Origin of the sequence: Paenibacillus sp. Aloe-11 (genome assembly GCF_000245715.1) — a bacterium.
GTDB lineage: Bacteria > Bacillota > Bacilli > Paenibacillales > Paenibacillaceae > Paenibacillus > Paenibacillus kribbensis.
The window spans coordinates 621,645-627,644 of the sequence record NZ_JH601056.1; the positions used below are offsets into that span (position 1 = coordinate 621,645).

Here is a 6,000-nt window from a genome sequence, read left to right on the forward strand (position 1 = left end):
ATGCTATCAGACATCGAGCATTTCAATCCACGCACTCATATAGAGTGCGACATGATCCGATCCAAACGATCATTCACACCGTTATAATTTCAATCCACGCACTCATATAGAGTGCGACAGCGAAAATGCAGTAATTCATACCCTAATGATATCAATTTCATACATTGTCGCAAAAACTGATGCCTACTAAGCTTTGATCAGCTATTGACTTTTGCGGATAGATAGTCAATCCGATACTTTTCGACAATTTTCGAGGTGCGAAGGACCCGGGATTTTTATGTGCGCTTGGAGTTCGCACCAGCTTTATTCATTATATTTTGCTATCTATACACAACGCAACCCATACTACATTTGACCTACTATATATCCGTGTGATATTCCTATCTTCGGTCCAATCAATCCCTGCTTTATACTTAGGAATATAATACGTAGAATATTTTAGGTACAGGCATTTCTCTCCCCTTCGGCCCTCTCAATAGCCTGAGTCAACGTCATGAAAGGAGCTTCTCTTTTATACTGAATAGCCTTTTCACTTGTACTGCCAGCATCACGCCATTCCCAATGGATATGTATATCCACCGACTCCAAAAAATAAATAGACAATGCTTCCACAGGATTCACTCCATACATATGCATAAATGCCTCGTCTGAAAGCTGATTATGTAGTAGATATTCATTTTTCATGATGCAAAGAAGCTTGCAAATATCCTCCCTGTTCACATTAACGAGACGACTCACAAATGCATTGCGTCTTACCACCGAATTCAGTATGATTTGCATAGCATTACGAACATGCCACGCGTCAGGGCCGATACGGAGCATGTTAATTAGATTGTTATCGGTCAAATCAGGATCAAATGGCGCTGGCTCCAAAATCCGTGTCCATGTATCATTATGTCCTTTTTCAAACACCTCGATAGCGTCGGAGACGTTTACACCGATGGTTTGCCACTTGCGGTTGAGGGCATCCATAATATGATAGTAGTGTAGCTCTGCTTCACCATTTTCAACTTCTTGTGTCCAAACCGGTCTCATGCATACAATTTCCTTGATCGCTTGCTCATTTGCTCTGAATTTCGTAGTCACGGTTTCTTCCTCCTTTTGAAATCTGCTAAAATGGCAATAGCAAAGCTAAGGGCATGCTATGGCATCCCTTTAAATTGGGAAAAACAAATTTATTTTTATGACCACAAGGTCATAAATAAAATATAACCACGTGGTCATATTTTGTCAACAATATATGGAGGATCTATGAATGTTAAAACTCAGAATCAAGCTAAAAGAAGTGCTCAAAGAAAAGGGCATAACTCAAAAACAATTAGAAGAACTATCCGGTGTGTCACAAGCAAGAATTTCTAAACTAAGTAGTGGTGACCGACAAGAAGTCAACCTTCTAATGCTTGAGAAAATTGCTCATGCCCTAGATATCAAAGACATATCCGTTTTGTTGCAATTTGAGGAAGAGAAGATCTGATTATTGTACACTCGGTGTACCCTAAAGTTCAGCACTCACGAAGCCTATTTAATAATCGGGCTTCTCTTTTTCATTTCAAACAAATCCTTTCGTACATCCCCCCTACGCTTTGTCCTCCACATCTACTTTTCTATTTTCAAATATGACAAAGAAAGGCTCGCCTCACTTTGATAGGGAGGCGAACCTTTCAAGTTTCAATCTGCACTCCCGTAAGAGGAGTGACAGCACGGGCTGAGAAGCTTTACTTAATAAGGCTTCTCAGCCCGTAAAGTGCGTATCTCATTTTTCAACTTAGAAATGGAATAAAATGGGTTATAAATACTGGAATCCCGTATCCCTCTCGAGATCCGGGGTTTTCAGGTGCGCTTGGGGTTTGTACCCTAGTAGCCTCCTATAGTGGCATATTTTTAAAAAGTAGGTCTTTCAATTTAATTTCAACACTAATTTACCATAAAAACCCTACCATTCTCTTATTTATACGATATAATAAAATAATATGGATAGTTCTTTTTGACTATAAATCACATCGAATTACCCATAAACATACATAGAAAAAGGGGAATACAGATGAAAAAACTTAGCGTATTTATGTTGGTATTGTGTTGCTTTTCGATTTTGGCAGCCTGCTCTACCGATCCAATTAAAAAAGATTTAATTACGTATGTCAATGATGGAGTTCTTCCTTTGGCACAAGATGAAAAAGCAATTACTGAAAAGTATGAATCCGTGACCGGAGATAAATACACAGATGATGTAACACTATATAATACTTTACGAGATGATATTATCCCTGAATACACCAAATATCTTGATAAAGTAGAAGCCGTAAAGACAGAAACTCCTGAGGTACGAGCTGTTCACGAAACCTACATCAAGGCTGTTAGCACTCAAAAAGAAGCCTTCATTACTATGGTCGATGCATTGGAAAAGCAGGATCTGAACTTAATCAATGAAAGTAATACCAAGCTCAGCGAGGGTAAAAAGCTATTCAGAGATTTTGGTGAACAGCTTAACACACTTGCCAAAGAGCACGATGTGACGATGAATAAGAAATAAATTTTAAAGCTCCCGTCCAGGGAGCTTTTTCTATATCCCTAGGAATACTCGAAGCAAATTACCGCTTTACTTAAGTGTCTCTCCCCTGTATTGTATGATTTTCCAGCAGCTTTTTGATCTGAAACGCCCCTTCACTGGAGATTACGCTATAGAGTTCATCAAATCCTTCTTCGTAGCTGGGAGCCTCTAGTTTACTCATTACGCTTTTAATACCGATTTCAGGAATATACTCTTTGCCTGTGCGCTCCTCATTACGCTTAATGGATTCTACAAAATTGGGTTCAAAGTAGTAGCCGATAATCTTAAACCCCTTATTTTTGCAAGCATCTATATATTTCTTCCGTTCCACGACTGTTGGATTCGTATTGTCTACAACAAAGCGCTGCATTGTATCAATGGAGGCTTGAAGGTAAACATTTTCCCTATTCCGTGTTTTAAGCATATCGAGATTAATCCGCATATGTGTTTTGAAGAAATGTTCTTTATAAAAAGTCGACTTGCCTGAAGCCTGAATTCCTATAAAAATGACACACTCCAAATCTCACACATCCTTATCTAGATATACATATTGGTTAATATAATCTCTGTTTTGCGAAAACACTGGCGTCTCATGATCGACATCCCACTTGCTTCTGATGGTTTCACCTTTGTGATACTGTTGTTTGGTAATACAAATTCCCCGCTTTTGCCAGACCGGAAGGTCGTTCCAGTTCAATCCTTTTTCCGTAAACAGCTTGTCCTGTAACTGATTCCCGTTTAATCCCTCAAGCTCTGAATGCCTGAAATGAGCTTGAGCTACCATAGATATACTGTTTTTAGTAGCATCTTGTTGCCTCCATAGAAAGTAGTTTGCAACCTCATCGTGGGGCAGAACCCATGCTCTTGCATCAAAAGTGGCTAAAGGCTTATCAGGATAAACTTTTTGGATTTCCTCATTAAATTTGGCTGTAGCGAGAGAGGCAGATATGGACACCATCTTTTGAAGATTATTTTCAAACCAGGACTGTGTCGTTAATTTGTCATAATTCGTAAGAAGCAGGGAAATTTCATCACTCTGATGATATACCAGTTTACATCCCATAATGTTCTGAGCCAGATATTTGCATGTCTCCCATAATGCCAAAATTAAATTCTCATCAAAAGGCTTTGTCATTCCACGTGTAAAGGTATGAAAATGAGCACCGTCGATCCTGATAATTACGGGTAGACGGCGTGGCAGACTTAATCTGTAGGCATTCTCATAGCCTTTCATTCTATTGCCAAAATCATCTTTTTTCATAATCAATGTAGACTCCTCCGTTTTTCAGCTATCTATTTCCCCCACTATTACGTTATAATAATTTTAACTATTTATTTTATTCCGATAAGAAAAGGATGATATATATGAGTCAAGCTGCAGCCTCGATTCCACGTCCTTTAGTCAGGGTTAACCAGTGGGTGATTGTGCTGTCTGTAGTTTTCACCTGGATTACAGGAGTATACTGGGTGCTGGCTATTCCGCTTGTAGCGGGGTTGCTCGGCGTCATATTCAATTTCAATCCGGTAATGCGGGTAGCCAAGCTGTTTTTGAAGAAAAGCCCTTCCTCTTATATACAAGAAGACCGGGGACAGCAAAGATTTAATCAGCTCCTGGCCGTCTTTTTCCTGCTGGTGGCTTGGGTAGGATTTATATTCCAGTGGAGCATTGTAGCTTATGTGTTCTCTGCGATGGTGCTGGTAGCAGCAGTAGTAGCGATTCTAGGTTTTTGTATTGGATGCTTTATTCTCTACCAGTGGTCTCAATATCAATACCGAAGAAGAAAACACGTATAAAAAGCCATGTTCACCTTCCGCCCTATTTCGCTGTAATATTGTCCTCAAACACAAAAACAGAGATAGCTATATCTTCTTCCACCTTAATATCTGAAAAGAGGTGCAGCAGCCGGGAATTCATATAATCCTCCAGTTCTTTATTGAACTGTACAGGATAGATTTTTTGCACCATTTTGGTCCGGGCTGCATGCACCATCTCTTTCCCGGAAGCCTCTTGCGCCAGAAACTTTTCGGATGGAGTTAAATTACCGTACAGTATCGTGATGGCCATATTATCTACAAAGGTCGTATGTATGCGTTCTGGGCCTTTTCCGAATAGCTCTTTACGTACTTTTCGAATAATTTCATTAAAACCCGTTTCCCTTCTCATATCGCACCGCTCTCCTAAAATCTACTAAAATCTCTGTTACTATTTCCATCATAACCGATTCCTTTCATATAAAACAGAGAGCAAGAGAAAGTGATTTTTGGAACATACTTTGTTGCCTATTTTGGGTATTGATAAAAAGACTATGACTTGAAAAATAAAGTTTTAATTGTTACCTTGTTTAATCATACGATTACTCAACAAATCTCTAAACTTTTTTTTAATTCTATGCAAGGAACATAGTAAAAACGTACAAACAGTGCGCACCGCATAGTGTCGGTACGCACTGTTTTTCATTGAATATGAGGCTCACTCGTAGGCGCCGATGTTCACAGCGGCTCCCTGTACTCTGGACTTCCCGTCAATATCCAGCGTTCCGATGATGGCACGGTCTGTGTCACCAGCATCAATTGCCGGAGACGAAGACTGCAAATGGAAGTCGCCGTTCGCGGCATTCACAAATTTGGGGTCGATGAACAAAGAATGTGCATCGTTGCCGGTTCCCTTTTTATAAGCGGAGAAACCTGTATATTCCTTATTTTTCCAGGTCCAGTTGACTCCCGAGCTGCCCGCCGGAGCAAAATATAAATTATAATCTACAACATTGCCGGAATTTTTGGTGTATTCATTGTAGATCAACACATCCGTGGAGCTGGCTACGAAAATATTGTTCTTGATCACGTTGTTTTGCGTATCGTACTGAACGAAAAGCTGGCCGCTTCCACCGCCAAGTGTATCGTTCTTGTACAGCGTATTGTTTACGATCTTGCAGTTTACCGTTGAGCCGCGCTCATCATCGTAACCGCCCATGGCGATGCCGGTCAGTCGGTTGTTATATATCACGTTGCTGCGGACCGTAATATTGCTGGTGGCTTTGCCAGTATGCTCGGAGGCAATTTCGATGCCGATGTCGTTGTTGTAACTGTAGTTCTGTTCGATAATGCTGTCCTTGCCGCCATCCACATAAATGCCGCCGGCCGAGTTGTCGTCTTTCGTGTAAGATGGGTTATTATTGGAAGAATTATTGTACACCCGGTTGCCCTTCACCAACCCGTTTCGCGCCTGATCGTAAGCGGTATTCGGAGCGGTTCCCTCAAAGCCGATCAGATCGATCCCGATGTTGTCATTATTGTGAATGAGGTTGTCGGTCACTGCAAAGCCATCCACGTTGCCGTTTAAAACGAGCGATTCGCTGGAGCCTAGCACGAGATTGTACAGCTCATTGCCGCTGATCGTAAGGTCGTGAATCGAAGCCGGAGCTTTCGTGCCATAAATAGCGATGCCGTGGGCG

At 40.9% G+C, this 6,000-nt stretch carries 8 protein-coding genes; 3 read left to right on the forward strand and 5 right to left on the reverse strand.

The window, feature by feature from the left end:
• Positions 1–438 precede the first annotated feature (438 nt).
• Positions 439–1,086 carry a hypothetical protein gene (locus WG8_RS26655; protein WP_007431335.1) on the reverse strand — a complete coding sequence of 216 codons (648 nt, stop codon included), beginning with the start codon at positions 1,084–1,086 and terminating at the stop codon, positions 439–441.
• Positions 1,087–1,255: 169 nt separating this feature from the next.
• Here WG8_RS26655 and WG8_RS16335 point away from each other — a divergent pair, with 169 nt between their 5' ends.
• Both WG8_RS16335 and WG8_RS16340 read left to right on the forward strand, forming a co-directional pair.
• The gene (locus tag WG8_RS16335) at positions 1,256–1,474 is read left to right on the forward strand and encodes a helix-turn-helix domain-containing protein (RefSeq protein WP_043891115.1); all 219 of its coding nucleotides are present in this window, start codon (positions 1,256–1,258) and stop codon (positions 1,472–1,474) included.
• 567 nt (positions 1,475–2,041) lie between these two features.
• A complete protein-coding gene (locus tag WG8_RS16340; RefSeq protein WP_007431336.1) occupies positions 2,042–2,530 on the forward strand; it encodes a hypothetical protein in 489 nt (162 codons plus the stop codon).
• A 70-nt stretch (positions 2,531–2,600) separates the two neighbouring features.
• On the opposite strand, the gene WG8_RS16345 is transcribed toward WG8_RS16340, so the two are convergent.
• Positions 2,601–3,068, reverse strand: coding sequence for an AAA family ATPase (locus tag WG8_RS16345; protein ID WP_007431337.1), 468 nt, complete (start codon positions 3,066–3,068; stop codon positions 2,601–2,603).
• A gap of 3 nt (positions 3,069–3,071) precedes the next feature.
• Positions 3,072–3,809 (reverse strand): tRNA(His) guanylyltransferase Thg1 family protein, encoded by a 738-nt coding sequence (locus tag WG8_RS16350; RefSeq protein ID WP_007431338.1) that lies wholly within the window; start codon positions 3,807–3,809, stop codon positions 3,072–3,074.
• A 104-nt stretch (positions 3,810–3,913) separates the two neighbouring features.
• On the opposite strand from WG8_RS16350, the gene WG8_RS16355 reads away from it, so the two are divergent.
• Positions 3,914–4,342 carry a DUF4395 domain-containing protein gene (locus tag WG8_RS16355; protein WP_007431339.1) on the forward strand — a complete coding sequence of 143 codons (429 nt, stop codon included), beginning with the start codon at positions 3,914–3,916 and terminating at the stop codon, positions 4,340–4,342.
• Between the two features lie 22 nt (positions 4,343–4,364).
• Here WG8_RS16355 and WG8_RS16360 read toward each other — a convergent pair whose 3' ends face one another.
• Both WG8_RS16360 and WG8_RS28615 read right to left on the reverse strand, forming a co-directional pair.
• On the reverse strand, positions 4,365–4,712 hold the full coding sequence (locus tag WG8_RS16360; RefSeq protein ID WP_007431340.1) for a DUF2294 domain-containing protein: 348 nt from the start codon (positions 4,710–4,712) through the stop codon (positions 4,365–4,367).
• Positions 4,713–5,018: 306 nt separating this feature from the next.
• On the reverse strand, positions 5,019–6,000 hold a 982-nt coding region (locus WG8_RS28615; RefSeq protein WP_007431341.1), incomplete at its 5' end, for a choice-of-anchor Q domain-containing protein.

Coding starts and splice junctions, on each gene's coding strand:
- WG8_RS16335 (WP_043891115.1), top strand. CDS start 1,256: ATGTTAAAACTCAGAATCAAGCTAAAAGAAGTGCTCAAAGAAAAGGGC.
- WG8_RS16340 (WP_007431336.1), top strand. CDS start 2,042: ATGAAAAAACTTAGCGTATTTATGTTGGTATTGTGTTGCTTTTCGATT.
- WG8_RS16350 (WP_007431338.1), bottom strand. CDS start 3,809: ATGAAAAAAGATGATTTTGGCAATAGAATGAAAGGCTATGAGAATGCC.
- WG8_RS16355 (WP_007431339.1), top strand. CDS start 3,914: ATGAGTCAAGCTGCAGCCTCGATTCCACGTCCTTTAGTCAGGGTTAAC.
- WG8_RS16360 (WP_007431340.1), bottom strand. CDS start 4,712: ATGAGAAGGGAAACGGGTTTTAATGAAATTATTCGAAAAGTACGTAAA.